24 protein-coding genes are annotated in these 24,207 nt (G+C 56.0%); 19 read left to right on the forward strand and 5 right to left on the reverse strand.

Translation table 11 applies throughout. The annotated features are described in order from the left end of the window. Nucleotides 1-4: 4 nt before the first annotated feature. A complete protein-coding gene (gene proP, locus FDW92_RS22375; RefSeq protein ID WP_042312901.1) occupies nt 5-1,507 on the reverse strand; it encodes a glycine betaine/L-proline transporter ProP in 1,503 nt (500 codons plus the stop codon). 699 nt (nt 1,508-2,206) lie between these two features. Between proP and kdgT the strand changes: the two genes are divergently transcribed. Continuing rightward, the gene (gene kdgT, locus FDW92_RS22380) at nt 2,207-3,205 is read left to right on the forward strand and encodes a 2-keto-3-deoxygluconate transporter (RefSeq protein WP_042312904.1); all 999 of its coding nucleotides are present in this window, start codon (nt 2,207-2,209) and stop codon (nt 3,203-3,205) included. Nucleotides 3,206-3,235: 30 nt separating this feature from the next. Here kdgT and FDW92_RS22385 read toward each other — a convergent pair whose 3' ends face one another. Next, nucleotides 3,236-4,129, reverse strand: coding sequence for a diguanylate cyclase regulator RdcB family protein (locus tag FDW92_RS22385; protein WP_042312906.1), 894 nt, complete (start codon nt 4,127-4,129; stop codon nt 3,236-3,238). Beyond that, complete coding sequence (gene crfC, locus FDW92_RS22390; protein WP_042312908.1) at nt 4,126-6,483, reverse strand: clamp-binding protein CrfC; 2,358 nt, start codon at nt 6,481-6,483, stop codon at nt 4,126-4,128. The genes FDW92_RS22385 and crfC overlap by 4 nt, the downstream gene beginning before the upstream one ends. Nucleotides 6,484-7,021: 538 nt before the next feature. Here crfC and FDW92_RS22395 point away from each other — a divergent pair. From FDW92_RS22395 to phnP, 16 genes are all read left to right on the forward strand, one after another. Then, a complete protein-coding gene (locus FDW92_RS22395) occupies nt 7,022-7,357 on the forward strand; it encodes a zinc ribbon domain-containing protein YjdM (protein WP_003031835.1) in 336 nt (111 codons plus the stop codon). Nucleotides 7,358-7,496: 139 nt separating this feature from the next. Further along, the gene (yjdN, locus tag FDW92_RS22400; protein ID WP_042312911.1) at nt 7,497-7,943 is read left to right on the forward strand and encodes a VOC family metalloprotein YjdN; all 447 of its coding nucleotides are present in this window, start codon (nt 7,497-7,499) and stop codon (nt 7,941-7,943) included. 132 nt (nt 7,944-8,075) lie between these two features. Beyond that, entirely contained in the window at nt 8,076-8,864 is a 789-nt protein-coding gene (gene phnC, locus FDW92_RS22405; protein ID WP_038636408.1) for a phosphonate ABC transporter ATP-binding protein, read from the forward strand. Between the two features lie 23 nt (nt 8,865-8,887). Next, nucleotides 8,888-9,904, forward strand: a complete 1,017-nt coding sequence (gene phnD, locus FDW92_RS22410) for a phosphonate ABC transporter substrate-binding protein (RefSeq protein ID WP_042312913.1) — start codon at nt 8,888-8,890, stop codon at nt 9,902-9,904. 68 nt (nt 9,905-9,972) lie between these two features. Further along, complete coding sequence (phnE, locus tag FDW92_RS22415; RefSeq protein ID WP_038636402.1) at nt 9,973-10,752, forward strand: phosphonate ABC transporter, permease protein PhnE; 780 nt, start codon at nt 9,973-9,975, stop codon at nt 10,750-10,752. Nucleotides 10,753-10,772: 20 nt separating this feature from the next. After that, complete coding sequence (gene phnF / locus FDW92_RS22420; RefSeq protein WP_042312915.1) at nt 10,773-11,498, forward strand: phosphonate metabolism transcriptional regulator PhnF; 726 nt, start codon at nt 10,773-10,775, stop codon at nt 11,496-11,498. Continuing rightward, complete coding sequence (gene phnG / locus FDW92_RS22425; protein ID WP_042312918.1) at nt 11,499-11,951, forward strand: phosphonate C-P lyase system protein PhnG; 453 nt, start codon at nt 11,499-11,501, stop codon at nt 11,949-11,951. Beyond that, on the forward strand, nt 11,948-12,532 hold the full coding sequence (phnH, locus tag FDW92_RS22430; RefSeq protein WP_042312920.1) for a phosphonate C-P lyase system protein PhnH: 585 nt from the start codon (nt 11,948-11,950) through the stop codon (nt 12,530-12,532). Before phnG ends, phnH begins: the two co-directional genes overlap by 4 nt. Next, nucleotides 12,532-13,599, forward strand: a complete 1,068-nt coding sequence (locus tag FDW92_RS22435; protein ID WP_042312922.1) for a carbon-phosphorus lyase complex subunit PhnI — start codon at nt 12,532-12,534, stop codon at nt 13,597-13,599. Before phnH ends, FDW92_RS22435 begins: the two co-directional genes overlap by 1 nt. Nucleotides 13,600-13,645: 46 nt before the next feature. Then, entirely contained in the window at nt 13,646-14,437 is a 792-nt protein-coding gene (phnJ, locus tag FDW92_RS22440) for an alpha-D-ribose 1-methylphosphonate 5-phosphate C-P-lyase PhnJ (RefSeq protein WP_249357216.1), read from the forward strand. Continuing rightward, nucleotides 14,434-15,192 (forward strand): phosphonate C-P lyase system protein PhnK, encoded by a 759-nt coding sequence (phnK, locus tag FDW92_RS22445; RefSeq protein WP_042312925.1) that lies wholly within the window; start codon nt 14,434-14,436, stop codon nt 15,190-15,192. The genes phnJ and phnK overlap by 4 nt, the downstream gene beginning before the upstream one ends. 107 nt (nt 15,193-15,299) lie before the next feature. After that, a complete protein-coding gene (gene phnL, locus FDW92_RS22450; protein ID WP_042312926.1) occupies nt 15,300-15,980 on the forward strand; it encodes a phosphonate C-P lyase system protein PhnL in 681 nt (226 codons plus the stop codon). After that, nucleotides 15,977-17,113: an alpha-D-ribose 1-methylphosphonate 5-triphosphate diphosphatase gene (gene phnM, locus FDW92_RS22455; protein ID WP_042312927.1), complete on the forward strand. Its 1,137-nt coding sequence runs from the start codon at nt 15,977-15,979 to the stop codon at nt 17,111-17,113. The genes phnL and phnM overlap by 4 nt, the downstream gene beginning before the upstream one ends. Nucleotides 17,114-17,115: 2 nt before the next feature. Further along, the gene (gene phnN, locus FDW92_RS22460) at nt 17,116-17,670 is read left to right on the forward strand and encodes a ribose 1,5-bisphosphokinase (protein WP_038636371.1); all 555 of its coding nucleotides are present in this window, start codon (nt 17,116-17,118) and stop codon (nt 17,668-17,670) included. Further along, nucleotides 17,657-18,091, forward strand: coding sequence for an aminoalkylphosphonate N-acetyltransferase (gene phnO / locus FDW92_RS22465; protein ID WP_042312929.1), 435 nt, complete (start codon nt 17,657-17,659; stop codon nt 18,089-18,091). The genes phnN and phnO overlap by 14 nt, the downstream gene beginning before the upstream one ends. An 8-nt stretch (nt 18,092-18,099) precedes the next feature. Then, nucleotides 18,100-18,858, forward strand: coding sequence for a phosphonate metabolism protein PhnP (gene phnP / locus FDW92_RS22470; protein WP_042312931.1), 759 nt, complete (start codon nt 18,100-18,102; stop codon nt 18,856-18,858). A 3-nt stretch (nt 18,859-18,861) separates the two neighbouring features. On the opposite strand, the gene yjdP is transcribed toward phnP, so the two are convergent. Then, entirely contained in the window at nt 18,862-19,191 is a 330-nt protein-coding gene (gene yjdP / locus FDW92_RS22475; RefSeq protein ID WP_042312933.1) for a DDRRRQL repeat protein YjdP, read from the reverse strand. Nucleotides 19,192-19,260: 69 nt separating this feature from the next. Beyond that, the gene (locus FDW92_RS22480) at nt 19,261-21,525 is read right to left on the reverse strand and encodes a hybrid sensor histidine kinase/response regulator (RefSeq protein WP_042312936.1); all 2,265 of its coding nucleotides are present in this window, start codon (nt 21,523-21,525) and stop codon (nt 19,261-19,263) included. A 114-nt stretch (nt 21,526-21,639) separates the two neighbouring features. Here FDW92_RS22480 and FDW92_RS22490 point away from each other — a divergent pair, with 114 nt between their 5' ends. Both FDW92_RS22490 and FDW92_RS22495 read left to right on the forward strand, forming a co-directional pair. Beyond that, on the forward strand, nt 21,640-23,163 hold the full coding sequence (locus FDW92_RS22490; RefSeq protein ID WP_042312939.1) for a sugar ABC transporter ATP-binding protein: 1,524 nt from the start codon (nt 21,640-21,642) through the stop codon (nt 23,161-23,163). Then, nucleotides 23,156-24,151, forward strand: coding sequence for a ribose ABC transporter permease (locus FDW92_RS22495; RefSeq protein ID WP_038636347.1), 996 nt, complete (start codon nt 23,156-23,158; stop codon nt 24,149-24,151). The genes FDW92_RS22490 and FDW92_RS22495 overlap by 8 nt, the downstream gene beginning before the upstream one ends. Nucleotides 24,152-24,207 lie beyond the last annotated feature (56 nt).

A 24,207-nucleotide genomic window follows, 5' to 3' on the forward strand; every position in this document is an offset into this window, starting at 1 on the left:
CTGATTACTCATCAATACGCGGATGCTGCTGCACCAGGCGCGAACGCTTAAGCTGCAATTCCGCAATTTCCTGATCAATATCTTCGATTTTATGCTCGATGTTATCGTAGTGCTCACCGAGGATCTCTTTCGCTTCCTGAATATCCGAAGCGGCAGGCGTCGCTCCTTTCAGTGGCTTATTCGCGGTCTCTTTCATGGTGATACCGGTAATTAAACCAACCACCGCAATCACCATCAGGTAATAAGCAGGCATCATCAGATTCTGCGAACTTTCCACCAGCCAGGCAGCCAGGGTTGGCGTCAGACCCGCAACCAGGACCGAGATATTAAACGCCGCCGCCAACGCGCTATAACGAATATGCGTCGGGAACATCGCCGGTAACGTTGAAGCCATCACCCCGGTAAAGCAGTTGAGGATCACCGCCAGCATCAGCAGCCCGGCAAAAATCAGGCCGATGACATTACTGTTAATCAGAATAAATGCCGGAATGGCCAGCACAAATAGCGCAATACTGCCCATAATCACAAACGGGCGACGACCGAAGCGGTCGCTGAGCAGACCCATCACCGGCTGCACAAACAACATACCAATCATAATGGCGATAATAATCAGCACGCCGTGATCTTCAGAGTAATGCAGGTTATGCGACAGGTAGCTCGGCATATAGGTGAGCAGCATGTAATAGGTAACGTTGGTGGCAATCACCAGGCCGATACATGCCAACAGGCTGCGCCAGTGTTTGGTAGCAATCTCTTTAAAGGAAACCTTCGGACCTTCCTGCAGACCCTCACGGTCGCCCTGTTCCAGTTTATCAACGTGCTGCTGGAACGCCGGCGTCTCTTCCAGCGCATGACGCAGGTACAGACCAATCAGCCCTAACGGCAGCGCCAGGAAGAACGGAATACGCCAGCCCCACTCAAGGAAATTTTCCTCGCCGACAATGGTTGAAATCAGAACCACCACGCCCGCGCCCAACACAAACCCGGCGATCGAGCCGAAGTCCAGCCAGCTCCCCATAAATCCACGCTTACGGTCAGGCGAATATTCCGCGACAAAAATCGACGCCCCGGTGTACTCTCCGCCGACCGAGAATCCCTGTGCCATCTTACATACAAGCAGCAGAATCGGCGCCCAGATACCAATCGAGGCATACGAGGGAATAAGACCGATACAGAAGGTACTGATCGACATAATCACAATGGTGATAGCGAGGATCTTCTGACGACCGTATTTATCGCCGAGCATACCGAAGAACAATCCGCCAAGCGGTCGAATCAGAAAGGGAACAGAGAAGGTGGCGAGCGCGGCAACCATCTGCACGCTGGGGTCAGCCCCCGGGAAGAACACTTTACCTAATGCGTAAGCAACAAACCCATAAACACCAAAATCGAACCACTCCATCGCATTACCTAACGACGCCGCGGTAATGGCTTTTCGCAACTTTCCGTCATCAATGATGGTGACGTCGCGCAGCGTAATGGGTTTTATTTTTTTCCTTTTTAGCATACCAGTCCTCTTAGACTTAGCCCTGTCGCGCACAGTTCGACGCTCCTAACGCAACATGCGCTAAGGTCATCGCCGAGCGGGGAATGCACAGACGCAATCCCTGTAACAAGCGTAGCAGGTTTACTTACACTGGCTGGAAACGAGCAGTACAACCGAACCTGTTGACGCCTGATTGGGCGGTTAATGACCTCTTTACCCTAACAGTGTTTAAATTTGTGATCAACTTCACACATGGTATTTCATTTCGTCAACCTGCGTAAATAAGGTCATTCTGAGTCAACTTTTTTACATGTCATGCTTGCGATTTACTGACAATTAAATACAAGAATAAATCGCTTTATTGCACCAACAATCACAGCGGTCACTATTATTCTGCTAGCAAAAAAACCACCTAATCACTTCACAAAAAGATCACAGCTTTTTTAATAATCAGAGCGCTTGAGAACTTTTGCGCGGAATATGTGATGAAGATAACTAAAACATCGTTTTATTTTGATTGAATCAATGTTCCCATGAATGCAAACTAATTCCAGACGCAATATCCCTGGGAGCAGTAACACGCTCAACGTATGCCGCGTTAGATTCTATAAAACAAAGAGATAGCGATTACCTTTGTTAAGAAATTTTAGTAACCATTTGATTTTATTAATTTTTAACTCCTTGCGCATATAGTGCCTGCGACAAGATATGAGGACGTTTATGAAAATTAAAGCCACGATTGAACGCATCCCCGGCGGAATGATGTTGATTCCCCTGTTATTAGGCGCAGTGTTAAATACCTTGGCTCCCGATACTGGCGCGTATTTCGGATCGTTTACCAAAGGCATGATCAGCGGAACGGTGCCTATCCTGGCGGTGTGGTTTTTTTGTATTGGCGCATCTATTGATTTACGGGCAACCGGTACAGTATTACGTAAGTCCGGTACGTTGGTCATCACCAAAATAGCCGTGGCGTGGGTAGTGGCAATGATAGCCGCGTCATTTATTCCTGATACCGGAATTCAAACCGGGTTCTTTGCGGGACTTTCGGTGCTGGCAATTGTTTCTGCGATGGATATGACCAACGGTGGTCTGTACGCCAGCCTGATGAACCAGTACGGAACGAAAGAAGAGTCCGGCGCATTTGTATTAATGTCTCTGGAATCCGGTCCGTTGATGACGATGGTGATCCTTGGTTCAGCGGGCCTGGCCTCCTTCGAGCCACACCATTTTATCGGCGCGGTATTACCGTTCCTGATTGGCTTTACGCTGGGTAACCTGGATCACGATCTACGTTCTTTCTTCAGCAAAGCCACGCCGGTACTAATCCCGTTCTTCGGCTTTGCGCTGGGCAATACCATTAACCTGAGCGTCATCGTTGATACCGGTCTGTTGGGTATTCTGCTGGGCGTCGCGGTAATCGTTATCACCGGTATCCCGCTGATTATTGCTGACCGCGTTATCGGTGGCGGGAACGGTACGGCAGGTGTGGCAGCCTCTTCTGCGGCAGGCGCTGCGGTGGCAAACCCGGTGATTATCGCCCAGATTAACCCGGCATTTGAACCGGTTGCCGCCTCCGCCACGGCGCTGGTTGCTGCCAGCGTGATTGTCACCGCCATTTTGGTGCCGATTATCACCGCGCTGTATGCCAAACGCTTTAATAAAAACCTGGTCGCCAACGAGACGGCGGCAACCCCGGCAGACACTCTGCACCACTAACTCTGCCTTAGCCTTACTGACCGTCCCTGCTCAATTGATGAGTGGGGGCGGTGCAAAAATCTCCTCAACCATCGCATCAACCAGACGTTTTGCCGAACATAATCGCGGCATTCCCAACGCCACATTTTGCCAACGCTGCGTCACAGACCAGCTCACCGGATGGCGCTGCGCATCACACCAGTCGCCTAACCAACTCAACATATCGTTGTGCTCGCCCGAGCCGCCGACCGTCGGCGCGCTGAGCCAATGATGATAATAATGACGCGTAGCGGGCGCCGCATTTACGCTGTCTGCCAGCGTCTGCGCAGCCATGATGCGCAGGTTGTCTTTAAGCATTGAGACCACATCGGCATTCGCTAACCGGCAGGCGTCACCGAACGCTCCCCAGCGTAGTTCTTCCAGCGCAACAAAGCAGCGACCGGGTAACGACCAACCGTCATACGCCCCAGCCCGCCAACGGGTAAAAATTTGCTCGCTGTGTTCGCCCGCCTGAACCGTCAGGCCACGTTGCGTCAACGCCTTCTCTTTATACGCGCCGCGTTGAGTGAACCAGTCCGTAAGCGAATTTATCTGCTGTATGAGACCGGGGGTGGACAGCCCCCGCGGATGTTCGGTCTGTTGCAAAAACAGTAGCCGTTCGGCAATGCGCACCAGCGCCAGGTGGCCCGGATCGATCATGCCCGCCAGCTTCTCCACCAGCTTCAGACGCATCACCAGGTGCTCGCTGGACACTCCCGCCATCACCCACGCTCGGAGTTGCGTCTGGGATAGCACCTCCTGCGTCAGGCGCGCACGCAGCCGCTGCTGCTGTTGCAGAAAACCGCCGGAACGTTTGGTTTCATCTCCCTGAACCAGATCGACCATAAACTTCGGGTAGACACACTCCAGCGTCCGCCCGGGGCCTTCCAGTAACACGTTAGTCATGTGTGCTCAGTTGCAAAAAGGGTGTTGATATCGTCGCGCAGCAAGCGGGAATCTTCATAAAGCCATGCCGCCATCGTAATGCGATGCTGCAATTGTTCATTCAACGCATTCACCGCAGACTCATTTTGCTGGCGCAGAGTCAGGCTCTCACGCAGGCTCGCCTGTAATTGCGCCAGACACAGTGAAAAATCAGCAAAAAACGTGGCCATGCCTGCCGTAACGGAAATATCGACCTGAGCAACTAAAGCTTTACGAATTTGTTGGCAAAACTGGGTAACGTAATGCACAAGACTCTTGTGCAGCGCGCCCATATCAATGAGATAACGCGTTTTTGTTTCGACGTAATCATTCCACCCCCAGTTGGGTTGGTTCAGCCAACGGGAGAAAGTGTCACGCACCACACCGCCAGTAGTCGACGCATTTTCCGCCGGAATATCCTGCTCAATGGCCTCATTGAACAACTGGCGGGTATTGAAGTTAAACATCGCCGCATGAAACGCAGGAAAACGGATCCGCGCACGAAATCCGGCGTGATTCAGCTCCTCTTTCACCCGCAATTCAATGGGGTGCATAGCGTCATTGAGAGCCCGGGACAGGGTCGACTCAAGCTGCTCAAAACGTAGCGCTAAATCCCGGCTAATACTCTCCTGCGCTGCCAGCAATACCCCTTCACAGGACGAGCGCATTTTATCTAAGACAATTTTTGCCTGCCCTTCATCATGCAGCACCAGCATTTCACCCGCCATTTCAGCCGTTATAGCGCCTGCTCCCTGACCGTGCGGTGACATCATCAGGACGTTTTCTTTGACAAAAAACGTATTGATGCCACACAGAATCTCAGTCTGTTGCTCATTGAGATAGGCCGCGGCAGACGCCAACGCCAGTTCTACCTCATGGTTAACTTCATCGCTCACTCGCCCCTGGCTCACCTGTAACTGCTGCATATCCTCTTCAATATGCGTAATGTTCAGCCGCAGTTTTTCATAGGCCACCGTTAATCCATGGGCGCGAAACTCCAGATATTCGTGCGCGCTTTGCGCATAGTTTAATAACTTATGCGACGCGGAACGTAGCGCATATAGCGAGGCATTGGCGTGAGCGGCATGAATCACTTTCTGGATCGGCTGCTCAAACAGCGAATCTTCCCACAGTAAATCGGCGGCATGACGGATATGCTCCGTATCCTCAAGATCGGTGGTACGCCAGCGTCTGCCAAGCGCCGCTTCGGCAAAATCCTGTACCCAGCGTTGCACCTGATGATCCGGCAACCGCCCACGGGTGGTTAGCTCATGACGCGCTCTGTTCGCCAGATAGCCCCACATCGAAGAAACCGGATAGATCCGCTCAGGGGTGATTCCGCCTTGCATTAGCGTGCCAGATATCAAGGCCCGCACCTGCTCTTCATCATCACTGTTGCGGTCTTTCTGATCGAATTTGTTGACCAGCGCGTACAGCGGCACTGATTTCCCGACCGCCATAATCGACCGCCGGACTTCTTCATCGGAAATCGACTTCAGTTGGGTGTAATCCATCACCGCCAGGACCGCAGAAGCCCGCGCCAGCTGTTCATTCAGCATTTTTTGTAAGTGCGGTTGCCCGGCCTCGTTTGGCCCCGGCGTATCCAGCAGCGTTAATTGCCCCGGATAGCTTGCCTGTCCGGCCAAATGGACAAATTCGACCTCGATAACCGGAATATGCTCAATCGCGGCATAGGCGGCAAAAGGAAAATCAGCCTCCAGCGCTTTTGACAAACGCACCAGGTCATTCAGGCTTTTAAGACAATGGAAAATAGGCTGGGCGCCAAGATAATACCGTTCAAATGCCACGCCGTTTTCAATATGCTGCAGCAGGACGTTCATATCCTTATCAATTTCCAGCGTCTGCGTAAGACGCTGGCGATCGCATGCCCGCATACGCTGCTGTAAAACCTTCATTAAGGCGTCGATCGGCGCGACATGTGAAAAATGCAACACCGGCTCTTTCTGCCCCGGCGTATGGCGAATAAGCGTCGGTAACGCGGTCATCGGGCGATTGCGATTAGGTAAAACTTCTGTGCCGACAATCGCGTTAATCGTCGTCGATTTTCCCGCTTTCATAGTGCCAACGATGGCCAGCACCATTTCCAGACGCGTAATCTTGCGCAGTTCATTATTGAGCGTTGCTTGCTGGACATCCATGCCACGCACGCTGAAATGCAGGGGCTGAACAACCTGTCTGCTATGCTCCCCATGTTGCAGCGCGACATCATCCAACGACGTGATGGGCAATTTTTGTAATTGCCGGAGATGTTCAAGAGAGAGCATCAGCAAGCGTTCAGCTTCCTGACTTAATTCATATATTGTCTGTGTGTGCATGGAAAATTTTTCCTTAACGCAAATGGCATTGCTTTTATTTAGCCTAATCGTTTTATTTATAGATTTTCGGCTTTTATAATTACGTGTAGAAATAATTAAAATCGAAACAACCAATTGATATTATTAAAATAAATTTGGCATATAACCGCTGGCCTGATGCCTCTCACTTATGTAATAAGTAAGAAAGATAAACAGCGTAGTTCAGTTTTATAAAATCCCCGCTGAATTCCCCTACTAAAATTAAGGGGGCAGGAGATATTCAATCATCAGGACGTAGACACCCGTAAGCGGTGTTACCTATGAATATCAGTTATTTCGCCTCACCTTATCTTAAATAACCTGGGGTAGCAATTTCCCTTAAAAAATATTGCGCCATACTTCATTGATGTGAAAGCAAAGGATCTTTACAGCAGATCATTTTGCTTTATCGCGCAGTAGTCCCGACAAAAGCAGGGATTTTATGTATAATTGCGGCCTTTTTCGGCAATCTGCCATTTTTTGGGCGCATTTGCCCCTGCTGACTTTTGAGGAAATCGACATGTCATTACCACACTGCCCACAATGCAACTCCGAATACACTTACGAAGATAACGGCATGTTCATCTGCCCGGAATGCGCTCACGAATGGAACGATGCTGAACCGGCTCAGGACAGCGACGAGCTCATCGTTAAAGATGCTAACGGCAACCTGCTGGCCGACGGCGACAGCGTTACCGTAGTGAAAGACCTGAAGGTAAAAGGTAGCTCTTCAATGCTGAAGATCGGTACCAAAGTAAAAAACATTCGTCTGGTGGAAGGCGACCACAACATCGATTGCAAAATCGATGGCTTTGGCCCAATGAAACTGAAATCAGAGTTTGTGAAAAAGAACTGATGCAAATTGCCTGATGGCGCTGCGCTAATCAGGCCTGCGCCAGCTCATCTGCCAGGCGGGAAGCTCATACTTCCCGCCTGGTTTATTTGTGCAGACGCTAACTACACTTAACTGGTTTCTTTTACCTGAGGTAAAGATCATGCCGTTAAGTCCCTATATCTCATTTGCAGGCAACTGCGCAGACGCCATCGCCTACTACCAACAAACATTAGGCGCCGAGCTGCTCTACAAAATCAACTTCGGTGAAATGCCCAAATCGGCGCAGGACAGTGAAGAAGGTTGCCCTTCAGGAATGAAATTCCCCGATACCGCCATCGCCCACGCCAACCTACGCGTTGCGGGCAGCGACATCATGATGAGCGATAGCGCCCCCGATGGAAATGCCCACTACTCTGGCTTCACGCTGGTGCTCGACACGCAAAATGTCGACGAAGGAAAGCGCTGGTTTGATAACCTCGCGGCAAACGGAAAAATCGAAATGGACTGGCAGGAAACCTTCTGGGCCCACGGTTTTGGTAAAGTGAGCGACCAGTATGGCGTGCCGTGGATGATCAACGTCGTCAAACAGCAGCAACCTACCGAGTAATCCGACGGGAGGCTTGCCCTCCCGTACTGTCATTAAAAATCGCTCAACTCTTCATCGTCAAGTAACGATCCCTTAACGAAAGCGTCACATTGATCCGCCACGATGGGGCCACTTTTTTAGGGAGGCCGCATCATGCAAACGATTATCCGCGTCGAGAAACTCTCCAAATCTTTCAACCAGCATCAGGCGCTCAATGCGGTTGATCTAAGCATCTGTTCCGGTGAGATGGTGGCTCTGCTTGGGCCGTCTGGCTCCGGCAAATCCACCCTTTTACGTCATTTAAGCGGTTTGATCACAGGTGATAAATCGCCCGGTAGCCACGTCGAGCTGCTGGGTCGCACCGTTCAACACGAAGGTCGGCTGGCGCGCGATATCCGCCAAAGCCGCGCCCACACCGGCTACATCTTCCAGCAGTTCAATCTGGTGAACCGTCTGACGGTGCTGGAGAACGTGCTGATTGGCGCTCTCGGCAGCACGCCATTCTGGCGCACCTGTTTTAGCTGGTTCAGTCAGGAGCAGAAACAACGCGCGCTCCAGGCGCTGACCCGCGTTGGCATGGCGCACTTTGCGTATCAGCGCGTTTCTACGCTTTCGGGCGGGCAACAGCAACGCGTCGCTATCGCCCGGGCGCTGATGCAGCAGGCCAAAGTGATCCTGGCCGATGAGCCAATTGCCTCGCTGGACCCGGAATCCGCACGCATCGTAATGGATACCCTGCGCGACATTAACCAGACCGACGGCATCACCGTGGTCGTCACGCTGCACCAGGTGGATTACGCCCTGCGCTATTGCGAACGCATCGTCGCGCTGCGCCAGGGCAACGTCTTCTTTGATGGCAGCAGCCAGCATTTTGATAACGATCGTTTTGACCATCTCTACCGCAGCATGAACCGCGTCGAACAGAACGCGCAGGCTGCCTGACATCCCCACAATGAGGAATGGAAATGAGTTATAGAACAATTGCCGCGCTGGCTTTCACCAGCATGTTTAGTCTCAGCACCCTGCTCAGCCCGGCCCATGCCGAAGAGCAGGAAAAAGCGCTGAACTTCGGCATTATTTCGACCGAATCACAGCAAAACCTGAAGCCGCAGTGGGAACCGTTCCTGAAGGACATGGAAAAGTCACTGGGCGTGAAGGTGAACGCCTTCTTCGCCCCGGACTACGCCGGGATCATCCAGGGAATGCGCTTTAACAAAGTCGATATCGCCTGGTACGGCAACCTCTCGGCAATGGAAGCGGTGGATCGCGCTAACGGACAAGTGTTTGCCCAGACCGTCGCCGCCGACGGATCCCCGGGTTACTGGAGCGTGTTGATCGTTAACAAAGACAGTCCGATCAACAACCTGAACGATCTGATCGCCAAACGTAAGGATCTGACCTTCGGCAACGGCGATCCCAACTCCACGTCAGGCTTCCTCGTCCCCGGCTACTACGTCTTCGCCAAAAACAACATCTCCGCCAGCGACTTCAAACGCACCGTTAACGCCGGACACGAAACCAATGCGCTGGCCGTCGCCAACAAGCAGGTCGATGTCGCCACCAACAACACCGAAAACCTCGACAAACTGAAAACTTCCGCACCGGAAAAACTGAAAGAGCTGAAGGTGATCTGGAAGTCACCGCTGATCCCGGGCGATCCGATCGTCTGGCGTAAAAACCTCTCCGAAACCACCAAGGACAAGGTGTACGACTTCTTTATGAATTACGGCAAAACGCCGGAGCAGAAAACCGTACTGGAGCGTCTGGGCTGGGCGCCGTTCCGTGCCTCCAGCGACCTGCAACTGGTGCCGATTCGTCAACTGGCGCTGTTTAAAGAGATGCAGGGCGTGAAGGACAACAAAGGGCTGAACGAGGAAGAGAAAGCCAGCAAAACCTCGGTGCTGAAAGCGCAGCTCGACGACCTTGACCGTCTGACCGCCGCACTGGGTGCTATGACCAGCGTCACTAAAGCTGTGCAGTGATTTGTAGGCCGGATAAGCACAGCGCCATCCGGCCTACAACGCAAACACACGTACCAACGGAGCTAAACATGCAAACCATCACCGTCGCCCCGCCCAAACGTAGCTGGTTCTCGCTGCTGAGCTGGGCCATTCTTCTCGCCGTGCTGGTGGTCTCGTGGAAAGGTGCCGAAATGGCGCCGCTCACGCTGATCCAGGATTCTGGCAATATGGCGACCTTCGCCGCCGACTTCTTCCCGCCGGACTTCAGCCAGTGGCAGGACTATCTCGGTGAAATGGCCGTCACCCTGCAAATCGCCGTCTGGGGGACCGCCCTCGCCGTTGTACTGTCGATCCCCTTCGGCCTGATGTGCGCCGATAACCTCGTGCCATGGTGGATTTACCAGCCGATGCGCAGAGCGATGGACGCCTGCCGCGCCATCAACGAAATGGTCTTCGCGATGCTGTTCGTGGTCGCCGTCGGCTTAGGTCCATTCGCCGGGGTGATGGCGCTGTTTATCCACACTACCGGGGTGCTCTCCAAACTGCTTTCCGAAGCGGTAGAAGCCATTGAGCCAGGTCCGGTAGAAGGCATTCGCGCCACCGGGGCCAACAAAATTGAAGAGATCCTCTACGGCGTTTTGCCGCAGGTGATGCCGTTGCTGATCTCCTACTCGCTGTACCGTTTTGAGTCCAACGTTCGCTCGGCCACGGTGGTCGGCATGGTGGGCGCGGGCGGTATCGGCGTGACCTTATGGGAGGCGATTCGCGGCTTCCAGTTCCAGCAAACCTGCGCCCTGATGGTGTTAATCATCGTCACCGTCAGTCTACTGGATTTCCTTTCCCAGCGTTTGCGTAAGCACTTTATCTGATTAGCGAGGCATTGATTGCTATGCACTTGTCTACACATCCGACCAGTTATCCAACGCGTTATCAGGAAATTGCCGCAAGACTTGAGCAGGAGCTTCGTCAACATTATCGCTGTGGGGACTATCTCCCCGCCGAGCAGCAGCTTGCCGCACGCTACGAGGTGAATCGCCATACCCTACGCCGCGCTATTGACCAGTTGGTTGAGCGTGGTTGGGTTCAACGTCGCCAGGGCGTCGGCGTGCTGGTGCTGATGCGCCCGTTTGATTACCCGCTCAATGCCCAGGCGCGTTTTAGTCAGAACCTGCTGGACCAGGGTAGCCACCCCACCAGTGAAAAACTGCTGGCGGTGCTGCGCCCGGCCTCCAGCCATATTGCCGACGCGCTCAGCATTAATGAAGGCGACAACGTTATTCACCTGCGTACTCTGCGCCGGGTCAACGGCATCGCCTTGTGCCAAATCGACCACTATTTTTCCGACCTCACGCTGTGGCCGCTTATGCAGGGCTTTAACAGCGGTTCGCTGCATGACTACTTACGCGAAGAGTCCGGTCTGACACTCCTGCGCACGCAAACGCGCATCAGCGCCCGCCGGGCCCAGGCCAAAGAGAGCAAGGTGTTGGAAATCCCCAATATGGCGCCGCTGCTGTGCGTGCGCACCCTGAACCACCGTGAAGGCGAAAAGCAGGCAGCGGAATACTCCGTCAGCCTGACCCGCGCCGACATGATCGAATTCACTATGGAGCACTGAATGCATTTCGATACCGCCACCCGCCAGCGCTGGATGCGCGCGCTGGCTTATAGCAATGCCGATGCCCTGAGTGCCCGCATCAACGCGCTCAAACTGACGCCGGACTATGAACTTATCCGCGCACCGGAATGCGGACTGCTGCAAATCCAGGCCCGCATGGGCGGCACCGGCAATCGCTTCTTTGCTGGCGACACCACGCTCACCCGCGCGGTGGTGCGCCTGAAGAGCGGCACGCTGGGTTACAGCTACCTGCTGGGACGTAACAAACACCATGCCGAGCAGTGCGCGGTAATTGACGCACTGCTGCAGGAACAAACGCATTTCCAAAGCTTAATGGAAACCTTGATTGCCCCGCTGGAAGCGGAACGCGATGCGCTGATTAGCGCACGCCGTGCCGAAATCAACGCCAGCCGGGTCGACTTCTTCACGCTGGTACGCGGAGATAACGCATGACCTTACAAACCGCTTTTAATTTACCCGTTCAGGATGCGCAGCAGAGCTTTCGTCGCCTGTTGAAGGCCATGAGCGAGCCGGGCGTGATCGTCGCCCTGCATCAACTGAAACACGGCTGGCAGCCGCTGGGTCTGGCAACCACCAGCGTGCTGCTGACTCTGGTTGATGGCGACACGCCGGTCTGGCTGGCGCCGTCGATGGATAACGATATTGCCCGGCAGAATCTGCGTTTTCATACCAACGCGCCGCTGGTGGATCAGCCGCAGCTGGCGGCATTTGCCGTCGCCGACGAACACATTAGCAGCGAACAGCTAAACGCCCTCTCCGCCGGTTCCGCCGTCGCGCCAGAGACCAGCGCCACGCTGATTGTTCAGGTCTCTGGCTTAAGCGGCGGACGCATGCTGCGTCTGACCGGCGCCGGTATCGCCGAGGAACGCATGATCGCGCCGCAGCTGCCGGAATGCCTGATTCACGAACTCACCGAACGCCCGCATCCGTTCCCGCTGGGAGTCGATCTGATCCTCACCTGCGGCGAACGCCTGCTGGCTATTCCGCGAACGACTCATGTGGAGGTGTGCTGATGTACGTCGCCGTCAAAGGGGGCGAAAAGGCGATAGCCAACGCCCACGCCCTACAGGAAAACCGACGCCGGGGCGAGGAGACCATTGCCGAACTGAGCGTCGCACAAATCGAACAGCAGATGAACCTGGCTGTCGACCGGGTGATGACCGAAGGCGGCATCGCCGACCGTGAACTGGCGGCGCTGGCGCTAAAGCAGGCCAGCGGCGATAACGTCGAAGCCATCTTTTTGCTGCGTGCCTACCGCACGACGCTGGCAAAAGTGGCGGTCAGCGAGCCGCTTAACAGTGCAGAAATGCGCCTTGAGCGCCGAATCTCGGCGGTCTACAAGGACATCCCCGGCGGGCAGTTGTTAGGTCCTACCTACGACTACACCCATCGCCTGCTGGATTTTACCCTGCTGGCCAATGGTGAAACGCCGCCGCTGCGCTGCGCGGATAGCACGCAGGATGCCTCCCCGCACGTCTTTTCCCTGCTGGCAAAGCAGGGGCTGGCAAAACGCGAAGAAGACAACGGCGACGCACCCGACGACATCACCCGCACGCCGCCGGTTTACCCGTGCTCACGTGCTTCACGTCTGCAACAGCTGATGCGCGGCGACGAAGGCTATCTGCTGGCGTTGGCCTACTCCACCCAGCGCGGTTACGGACGCAACCACCCGTTTGCCGCCGAGATCCGCAGCGGTTACGTAGCACTGGAAACCGTACCGGAAGAGCTGGGATTCGCGGTAAACGTCGGCGAACTGCTGATGACTGAGTGTGAAATGGTCAACGGCTTTGTCGCGCCAGAGAACGAATCTCCCCATTTTACCCGCGGCTACGGGCTGGTGTTCGGCATGAGCGAACGTAAAGCAATGGCGATGGCGCTGGTGGACCGCGCCCTACAGGCAGCCGAATACGATGAAACGGTCACAGGACCGGCGCAGGACGAAGAGTTCGTGCTGGCGCATGCGGATAACGTCGAGGCGGCGGGTTTTGTATCGCACCTCAAGCTCCCCCATTACGTCGATTTCCAGGCCGAACTGGAACTGCTCAAACGCCTGCAACAGGAGGCCGCCCGTGACCGCTAACCTCTCCGGCTACAACTTTGCGTATCTTGATGAACAGACCAAACGCATGATCCGCCGCGCCATTTTAAAAGCGGTAGCCATCCCCGGCTATCAGGTGCCGTTCGGCGGACGCGAAATGCCGATGCCCTACGGCTGGGGCACAGGCGGCATTCAACTTACCGCCAGCGTGATTGGCGAACCGGACGTGCTGAAGGTGATTGACCAGGGCGCGGACGACACCACCAACGCGGTGTCGATCCGCAACTTCTTCAAATGCGTGACGGGCGTGGTGACGACGGAGTGTACCGAAGACGCCACGCTGATCCAGACCCGCCATCGCATCCCGGAAACCCCCTTGGTGGAAGATCAGATAATCATCTTCCAGGTGCCAATCCCTGAGCCGCTGCGCTTTATTGAACCGCGCGAAACGGAAACCCGCACCATGCACGCGCTGGAAGAGTACGGCATCATGCAGGTGAAACTGTATGAAGATATTGCCCGCTTCGGCCATATCGCCACTACCTACGCCTATCCGGTGAAGGTCAATAACCGCTACGTCATGGACCCGTCGCCCATCCCGAAATTCGATAATCCGAAGATGGACATGATGCCGGCCCTGCAACTGTTTGGCGCTGGTCGCGAAAAGCGCATCTATGCCGTTCCTCCTTATACCCGCGTGGAGAGCCTCGATTTCGACGATCACCCGTTTACCGTGCAGAGCTGGGATGAGCCTTGCGCCATCTGCGGCTCTACCCACAGCTATCTCGATGAAGTAGTGCTCGATGACACCGGCAAACGCATGTTTGTCTGCTCCGACACCGACTACTGCCGCCAACAGAGCGAGGCTCTCAGCAAATGACGCAACCGCTGCTTTCAGTCAACAACCTGACTCACCTCTACGCGCCGGGCAAAGGCTTCAGCGACGTCTCGTTTGACCTGTGGCCTGGCGAAGTGCTGGGTATCGTCGGCGAGTCCGGTTCCGGCAAAACCACCCTGCTGAAATCAATCTCTTCACGGCTGACGCCGCAGAACGGTGACATTTTGTATCAGAACCGTTCGTTGTACGGTATGAACGAGGCCGACCGCCGCCGTCTGCTGCGCACCGAGTGGGGCGTGGTGCATCAGCATCCGCTGGATGGCCTGCGCCGTCAGGTTTCCGCAGGCGGCAATATCGGCGAACGCCTGATGGCCACCGGCGCGCGCCACTATGGCGACATCCGTGCCACCGCACAGCGTTGGCTGGAGGAGGTGGAGATCCCTGCCTCACGTATCGACGACCTGCCGACCACCTTCTCCGGCGGGATGCAGCAACGCCTGCAGATCGCCCGCAACCTCGTCACCCACCCAAAGCTAGTGTTTATGGATGAACCCACCGGCGGGCTGGACGTATCGGTACAGGCCAAACTGCTGGATCTGCTGCGCGGCCTGGTGGTGGAACTGGATCTGGCGGTGGTGATTGTCACCCACGATCTGGGCGTGGCGCGTCTGCTGGCGGACCGTTTGCTGGTGATGAAACAGGGTCAGGTGGTGGAAAGTGGGTTAACCGACCGCGTGCTCGACGACCCGCATCATCCGTATACCCAGCTGCTGGTGTCGTCCGTATTGCAGAACTGATTTTTTGTTGTGCCCGATGGCGCTGCGCTGATCGGGCCTACCTGGATCGCACTTTTGTAGGCCGGATAAGGCGCAGCCGCCATCCGGCAAAAAATCTCGAGGCAAAAATGATTCGCGTTGAAAACGTCAGTAAAACCTTCGTGCTCCACCAGCAAAACGGCGTACGTCTGCCGGTGCTGCAAAACGCCACTCTGGCAGTGAAAAGCGGCGAATGCGTGGTGCTGCACGGCCACTCCGGCAGCGGAAAATCCACGCTGCTACGTTCGCTGTACGCCAACTACCTGCCAGATGAAGGACACATCCACATTCGCCACAGCGATGAATGGGTCGATCTGGTGCAGGCCCCGGCGCGCAAAGTGCTGGAAGTTCGCCGTTCAACCATCGGCTGGGTGAGCCAGTTTCTACGCGTGATCCCAAGGATTTCCGCGCTGGATGTGGTGATGCAGCCGCTGCTGGATCTCGGCGTATCCCGTGAAGAATGCGCCGCGAAAGCCGCCAGCCTGTTAACGCGTCTCAACGTGCCGGAACGCCTGTGGCACCTTGCGCCATCGACCTTTTCCGGCGGCGAACAGCAGCGCGTCAACATCGCCCGTGGGTTTATCGTCGATTACCCTATTCTGCTGCTCGATGAGCCGACCGCCTCACTGGACGCCAAAAACAGCGCCGCCGTCGTCGCTTTAATTGAAGAAGCGAAAGCCCGCGGCGCGGCCATTGTCGGTATTTTTCACGATCAAACCGTGCGCGACCGCGTAGCGGACCGCCTGCACCTGATGGGAACAACCGCATGATTATCAACAATGTAAAGCTGGTTCTGGAAGATGAAGTGGTGCAAGGATCGCTGGAAATTGCGGGCGGGTTTATTCGCGCCTTTGCCGAAACCCAGAGCCGTCTGCCGGAGGCTTTAGACGGCGAAGGCGGCTGGCTGCTGCCAGGATTAATTGAGCTGCATACCGATAATCTGGATAAATTCTTCACCCCGCGTCCGAAGGTCGACTGGCCTGCCCACTCGGCGATGAGTAGCCATGACGCGCTAATGGTCGCCAGCGGTATTACTACCGTGCTGGATGCGGTGGCGATTGGCGACGTGCGCGACGGCGGCGATCGGCTGGAAAATCTGGAGAAGATGATCAACGCCGTGGAAGAGACGCAAAAACGCGGGGTCAATCGCGCCGAACACCGCCTGCATCTGCGCTGCGAATTGCCGCACCACACTACACTGCCGCTGTTTGAAAAACTGGTCGGGCGCGAGCCGGTGACGCTGGTTTCACTGATGGATCATTCGCCGGGCCAGCGCCAGTTCGCCAATCGAGAAAAGTACCGCGAGTATTATCAGGGCAAATATTCGCTCACCGACGAGCAGATGGCCCGCTATGAAGAAGAACAGTTAGCGCTGGCGGCGCGTTGGTCACAGCCCAATCGCACGGCGATTGCCCAGATGTGTCGTGAGCGCCAGATTGCGCTGGCGAGCCATGATGATGCCACCCATGATCATGTGCTGGAATCGCACCAGCTTGGCAGCGTGATCGCCGAATTTCCCACCACCTTCGAAGCGGCTGAAGCCTCGCGTCAGCATGGTATGAACGTACTGATGGGGGCGCCCAACATCGTGCGCGGCGGTTCTCACTCCGGCAACGTGGCGGCGCATAAGCTGGCTGAACTGGGGCTGCTGGATATTCTCTCTTCCGACTACTACCCCGCCAGCCTGCTCGACGCGGCATTTCGCGTAGCGGATGACGACACCAACCGCTTTACGCTGCCGCAGGCGATTCGTCTGGTGACCCGCAATCCGGCGCGGGCATTGAATCTCGACGATCGCGGCGTTGTTGCCGAAGGTAAACGGGCGGATCTGGTGCTGGCACATCGCAAAGGCGGCAACATCCATATCGACCACGTCTGGCGTCAGGGCAAAAGGGTATTCTGACTATGGGGAAACTGATCTGGCTGATGGGCCCATCCGGCTCTGGTAAGGACAGTCTGCTGGCAGAACTCCGCCTGCAGGAACCCGCGCAACTGCTGGTGGCGCATCGATACATCACCCGTGCCGCTAACGCCGGGAATGAAAATCATATTGCGCTGAGTGAACAAGAATTTTTTACCCGCGCCGGGCAGAATCTGCTGGCGCTGAGCTGGCACGCGAACGGCTTCTACTACGGCGTGGGCGTGGAGATTGACCTCTGGCTGCACGCCGGTTTTGATGTGGTGGTCAACGGATCGCGCGCCCATCTGCCCCAGGCGCAGGCTCGTTACGGCGCGTCGTTACTTCCTATTTGCTTACAGGTCTCCCCAGCGATTCTACGGCAGCGTCTGCAGGCGCGTGGGCGGGAGAGTGAAACGGAAATCGCCGCCCGCCTTGAACGCGCGGCCCGCTACGCGCCGTATGACTGCCACGTCCTCAACAATGATGGCAGTTTGCTACAGTCTGTCGATACACTGCTCGCACTGATGGGACGCAAGGAGAAGAAACATGTCTGTCTGTGAATTACGCCGCGCCACGCTCTACGATACCGATGTGGTTTACGCGCTTATCTGTGAACTCAAGCAGGGACAATTCGATCACCAGGCCTTTAACGCCGGATACGCCGCGAATCTGCAAGATCCTAATATGCACTACCAGCTGGCGCTGCTCGACGGGCAGGTCGTCGGCTTGATCGGTCTGCACCTGCAGTTTCATCTGCACCACGCCAACTGGATTGGCGAGATTCAGGAACTGGTGGTGATGCCACAGGCGCGAGGATTAACGGTAGGCAGCCAGCTACTGGCCTGGGCCGAAGCCACCGCGCGCGAAGCAGGCGCAGAAATGACCGAGCTTTCCACCAGCACCCAACGCCTTAACGCGCATCGTTTTTACCAGCGCGAAGGCTATACCCAGAGCCATTTTCGCTTCACCAAACCGTTGTAGGAGGAGCCATGAGTCTGACCATTACGCTGACGGGAACCGGCGGCGCGCAGCTGGTGCCGGCATTTGGCTGCGACTGCGCGGCCTGTCAGCGGGCGCGCTTACAGGCGCAATACCGTCGACGCCCCTGTAGCGGGGTGGTCAAATTCAATCATGCGGTGACCCTGCTGGATGCGGGGATCCCGCATCTGATGGACGACTGGCCAGCAGGCAGCTTTCAGCAGTTTCTGCTGACCCACTATCATATGGATCATGTGCAGGGGTTGTTCCCGTTGCGCTGGGGCGTAGGGGCGAATATCCCGGTGTACGGTCCGCCGGATGAACAGGGTTGCGACGATCTGTTTAAGCATCCCGGTATTCTCGATTTTAGCCATACCGTTGCGCCGTTCGTGGTATTTGACCTGCAAGGGTTGCAGGTGACGCCGCTGCCGCTCAACCATTCAAAGCTAACGTTTGGCTATCTGTTCGAGACCGCGCACAGCCGCGTGGCGTGGCTCTCCGACACCGCCGGGCTTCCCGATAAGACGCTGAAGTTTCTCCACAATAACCCACCGCAGGTGATTATCATCGACTGCAGCCATGCCCCGCGAGCCGAGCCGCCGCGCAATCATTGCGATCTCAATACCGTCATCGCGCTGAACGAGGTTATGCGCTGTCCAAGGGTGATCCTGACGCATATCAGCCACCAGTTCGACCAGTGGTTAATGGAAAATCCGCTGCCGGCAGGCATCGAAGCAGGATATGATGGGATGGAGATTGTGCTGGAGTAACAGCTAACGATCATAATCCTCTTCCATTCTGCGTTCTTCGTCTTCTAACTGACGCCGTTCCTGATCGAGCTGGCGCTGGCGGTCATCCAGTTGGCGACGTCGGTCTTCAAACTGACGGCGGCGATTATCATACTGTCTGCGTCGATCGTCACTCATCTGACGCTGCCAGCTTTCATCACGAGAGTCATCATAATCCCGCCCGTTGTCCGGTTTGTATGCGTCGTTAATCGCCTGCTGAATATTGCCGATGGCGTCATCGATAATATCCGCCTGCGCCGAAACGGTGGTCATCATCAGCAGAGTGAAAAGTAAGAATGTCGTGGAGCGTTGCATAAAACCAGCCTCATCAAGAAACTCGCCCCACGGTAATCAAAGCGAATTTGCGCGGGTAGCGGAGGAATCTCAATTACGCGAATGTCGCAGCGCTTGCGCCAGTTCTGTGCGGGTAAAGGGTTTACGCAATAACGCCACATCCGGCAGCGCTGGGTTATGGGCCGGACGTAAATCCTGACCGCTCATCAGCAGGATGTTCAGCTGCGGATAATGTACCTGAGCATGATTAACCACATCCACGCCGCTTAAACTACCGGGCAGCATGACGTCGCTGATAAAAATATCAATCTCGGATGAAGCCGCCAGCATATGCATCGCCTGTTCCCCGTTGGCGGCCTCTAACGTCAGGTAGCCCAGCAGGTGTAATTGCTCGCACAACGTCTGGCGTACATCGTCCTCATCCTCGAGCACCAACACCAGTTTTTCACCGCTGTTCGCCGCATGTACCGCCACCGGTTCTGCCTGAGCCTGCACCGGCACTACGGCGCGAGGAAGCTGCAACCTGACCGTCGTTCCCTGCCCCGGCGCGCTTTCAATCTCCACGCGCCCGCCGGACTGGCGTACAAAGCCGTAGACCATTGATAACCCCAGCCCGCTGCCGCTGCCGGTCTGTTTGGTGGTGAAAAACGGCTCAAAGACCTGAGCTTTCACCTCCTGCGACATCCCGCAGCCCTGGTCGGCGACCTCCAGCATCACCATATCCTGCTTACGCCCATCGCTGCGCGTGACCCGCTGGTTCCAGGTACGGATTTTAATCGTGCCCGCCTGCCCGTCCATGGCGTCACGGGCGTTCATCACCAGATTGATAATGGCGTTTTCCAGTTGGCTGACGTCAATCCACGCAGGCCAGGCGGGAGACTGGGCTTCAATTTCCAGCGTCAGCGTGGCCGGAAGAGAGTGGCGCATCAGTTCGCCCAGATTTTCCAGCAGCGTTTTCAGCTCCACCGCATGAGGGTGCAACGACTGTTTGCGCGAAAAGGCCAGCAGCCGCTGGGTAAGCAGCGCCCCGCGCTCGGCGGCTTTTAGCGCCCGATTGACCCGCGGCGCATCGGGTGAGTCTGGGTTCACCAGATCCAGACTGCCAATAATCACCGCCAGCAGGTTATTGAAATCATGCGCTAATCCACCCGTCAGTTGCCCCACCGCCTTCAGCTTTTGGCTGTGCAGCAGCGCCTCTTCCAGTTCCTGGCGCTCGGTGCGGTCGATTTCCATTTGGCTGGTTTTTTCTTTAAGTAATCGGGTGGTGTGCTCCAGCGAAGCGGTGTTACGGGCAAAGACACTAAAAGCGCGGGCCAGTTCGCCCAGCTCATCGCGCCGCTGCAGGGCAGGAACGCTGACGTCCGATTCACCGTGCGCCAGCCGGGTCATCGCCTGCGAAATTGCCGTCAGGTTAGAGCCGAGATTACGATAGATATACCAACCGGCAAAACCGGTAATCACTACGGCCAGCAACGCAAACACCATAATAAACAACGCGCCGGATTGCAGTTCCTGATGGCTTTGCGCCACCCGCTGCTCAGAAATCAGCGCCACCTGCGAGGCATATTGATTGATATCGCTATTAAGGATCGCCACCAGCGCTTTGATATGAAACATATACCAGTTGATCGCCAGATCGCTCTGCTCCAGCGCGGAAGAAAGCGGCTCCAGCTTATGCAGTTCCTGATTGAAATCGTTGAGGATTCTGCTTATCAACGGGCTGGAGTGATGTAAAGGCAGCGCGGTCATCACGCTGTCGAGTTGTTTCACTACCGATCGCGGCGTGGGAGTCTCAATGGCGGCAACGATCAAGCGGTCTATTTGCCCCAGCAGCATGTCATCCTGCGCGCCGGTAAGCGTTTGCAGATGGCGCAAATAGCTTTGATTCTGATACAGCGAACTGAGCAGCGCGTTACGTTCCAGATGCCGCAGCTGTCCGCGCTGCAACATCCCTTCTACGCTACTTTGTAACTCATTGCTGCGCTGGATAATACGCTCGACCAGCACCGGCTCCTGCTGAGCCAGCGGCGCGGTAGCCAGTTGTTGCAGCGAATGCTTCAGCGCCCGCTGGGTCTCCTGCAACCGCTCCGCTTCACCTTTGTATTCCAGCGCACCGACCACCTGCGAGAGCCGCACCGCCGCCGTCGCCACATTGGCCGTATCGCGCGCCAGGTTCATGCTGCCGGTCATGTCATCGACAGTTTGCTGCTGTACCTGCTCCTGAATTTGACTGGCATGCTGAAACCCCAGCACCGCCACGCCGCTCACCATCAGCGTGACCGCCACCACCAGCAGATTGAAGAACAGTAATCGTCCGCGCGCACTGGCGAAAAAGTGACGTCCCGATTGCGGCATATCACGCTCCGTGAAGAAAAATCGCAATATGACAAATATGAACGGCTTCTGACATTTTGCATTTACATTCCTGTGATGGACTGCTGATATCGGCCACCCCACAGGAGATCCGCTATGAGCAGGACACCGGTTCTGGAGATGCGCAACATTGCCAAAGCGTTTGGCAAATTTTATGCGCTGAAAGGGGTCGATTTAACCGTCTGGCCGGGTGAGATTCATGCCCTGATGGGCGAGAATGGCGCGGGGAAAAGCACGCTGATGAAAATCCTCGCGGGCGCCTACACCGCCACCAGCGGCGAGATCCTGATTGATGGCCAGCCGTTCCACATTCGTGGGCCAAAAGATGCGCTCAGCGCGGGCATCACGCTGATTTACCAGGAGATGCAGCTGGCGCCCAACCTGACGGTGGCGGAAAATATCTTTCTTGGCAGCGAGCTGTCGCGCGGCGGTCTGGTCCAGCGTAAAGAGATGGTGCTGCAGTCGCAGAAAGTCATCGACCGACTCGGCGCCCAGTTTAAGGCCAGCGATCGCGTGATGACGTTGACCATCGCCGAACAGCAGCAGGTGGAAATCGCCCGCGCTCTGCACCGTAACAGCCGCATTCTGGTGATGGATGAGCCCACCGCCGCCCTCTCCTCACGTGAAACCCACCGCCTGTTCGAACTGATCATGCGCCTGCGCGATGAAGGGATGGCGATTATTTACATCAGCCACCGCATGGCGGAAGTGTACGAACTTTCCGATCGCGTCAGCGTCCTGCGCGACGGGCAATACGTCGGCAGCCTGACCCGCGACAAGCTCAACGCCGCGGAGCTGGTGCGCATGATGGTGGGCCGTCCGCTAAGCGATCTGTTCAACAAAGAGCGCGATATTCCCTTAGGTAAAGCACGCCTCAACGTCCACCACCTGACCGACGGCCATAAAGTCCAGCCGTGCAGCTTGTTGGTGCGCTCCGGGGAGATCGTCGGCCTCGCCGGGTTAGTTGGCGCCGGGCGTTCTGAACTGGCGCAGCTGATTTTTGGCGTGCGTAAAGCCATCGGCGGCATGATTGAAGTAGACGGTGAACCGGTGGTGATCCACTCCCCGCGCGAAGCGATTGATCACGGCATCGGCTTTCTGACCGAGAACCGCAAAGAACAGGGGCTGTTTTTAGAACTGGCGGCAGCAGAGAACATCACCATGGCGACGCTGGAACGCGATGCCAACTGGGGCATGCTCGATCGCAAAAAGGCGCAGGCCATTTCCGATGACGCAATCAAACTGCTCAACATTCGCGTGCCGCACGCGCAGGTACGCGCAGGTGGGCTGTCCGGCGGCAATCAGCAAAAATTGTTGATCTCGCGCTGGGTGGCGATCGGCCCACGCATTTTGATCCTCGATGAACCCACGCGCGGAGTAGACGTTGGCGCGAAAAGCGAGATCTACCGGATCATGAACGACATGGCGCGCAAAGGCGTGGCGATCCTGATGATCTCCAGCGAATTGCCGGAAGTCGTTGGCATGAGCGATCGCGTGTACGTCATGCGCGAAGGCAGCATTGCCGGCGAGCTGAACGGACAAAGTATTACCCAGGAAAATATTATGACGCTGGCGACCGGCGTGAACGACTCCCATCATCAGGCGGTGCCCCATGAATAATCCAACCACTCCCCAGCAGGTGGCGAAATCCACCACCGCAAAAAAGATGCTGATGAGCGATCTGATGCAAACGGTCGGCATCTTACCGATTTTGATCCTGATTGTGGCGGTGTTTGGCTTTATTGCGCCCAATTTTTTCACCGAGAGCAACCTGCTGAATATTACCCGCCAGGCCTCGATCAATATCGTGCTGGCGGCTGGCATGACCTTTATCATTTTGACCGGCGGGATCGATCTCTCAGTTGGCTCGATTCTCGGCACCACCGCCGTAGCGGCGATGGTCGTTTCTCTTATTCCTGAGTTTGCCATGCTGTCAATTCCGGCGGCGCTGATGCTCGGCCTGGTGCTGGGGCTGTTTAACGGTGCGCTGGTGGCTTTTGCCGGGCTGCCGCCGTTTATCGTCACGCTTGGAACCTATACAGCTCTGCGCGGCGCGGCCTATCTGTTGGCCGATGGCACCACGGTGATTAACTCCAACATCAGCTTTGAGTGGATCGGCAACAACTATCTCGGCCCGGTTCCGTGGCTGGTAGTCATTGCGCTGGCGGTGGTGGTGGTGTGCTGGTTTATTCTGCGCCGCACTACGCTCGGCGTTCATATCTACGCGGTCGGCGGCAACATGCAGGCCGCACGCTTAACCGGGATCAAAGTGTGGCTGGTGCTGCTGTTCGTTTACGGCATCAGCGGTTTGCTTTCAGGTCTGGGCGGGGTGATGAGCGCCTCGCGGCTATACAGCGCCAACGGTAACTTAGGTATGGGTTACGAGCTGGACGCCATCGCGGCGGTGATCCTCGGCGGCACCAGCTTTGTCGGCGGGATCGGCACCATCACCGGCACGCTGGTGGGGGCGCTGATCATCGCCACGCTCAATAACGGCATGACGCTAATGGGCGTCTCCTATTTCTGGCAACTGGTGATCAAAGGGGCGGTGATCATCATAGCGGTGCTGATCGACAAATACCGTACCCGACACCATCAAAGTGCATAGACAAGCTTGCCGGATGGCGGCGTAATCGCTTTGTCCGGCCGATAACAACAATACCC

It is taken from the genome of Citrobacter sp. wls706 (assembly GCF_005281305.1).
Lineage (GTDB): Bacteria > Pseudomonadota > Gammaproteobacteria > Enterobacterales > Enterobacteriaceae > Citrobacter > Citrobacter werkmanii.